General features: G+C 63.0%; 1 pseudogene. It reads left to right on the top strand.

Features of this window, described 5'->3' with window-relative positions:
* Window position 1: 1 nt before the first annotated feature.
* Window positions 2-478: pseudogene (locus tag U5A58_RS40510) on the top strand (electron transfer flavoprotein subunit alpha/FixB family protein); the annotation flags it as partial.

Genomic DNA, 478 nt, shown 5'->3' on the forward strand with positions numbered 1-478 from the left:
TATTGCTGAACACGACAATCACTCGATCAAGGCCGCGACGCTGAACACGGTCGCTGCAGCACAGAAGATTGGCGGCGACGTGCACGTGCTGGTCGCGGGCCACAACGCGCAAGCCGCAGCGGACGCAGCCGCGAAGATCGCAGGCGTTGCAAAGGTGCTGCTCGCCGACGCGCCGCAACTCGAACAGGGTCTTGCTGAAAACGTCGAAGCGACGGTTGTTGCGATTGCGAAGAACTACTCGCACATCCTGGCTCCGGCAACGGCTGCGGGCAAGAACGTCACGCCGCGTATTGCCGCGAAGCTCGACGTCGCGCAGATCAGCGACATCACGGCAGTCGATTCGCCGGACACGTTCGAGCGTCCGATCTACGCGGGCAATGCGATCGCCACGGTGCAATCGGTCGATCCGATCAAGGTCATCACCGTTCGCACGACGGCGTTCGATGCAGTGGCAGCCGAAGGCGGCAGCGCAGCCGTT

The sequence above is a fragment of the Paraburkholderia sp. J7 genome (assembly GCF_905220155.1).
GTDB lineage: Bacteria > Pseudomonadota > Gammaproteobacteria > Burkholderiales > Burkholderiaceae > Paraburkholderia.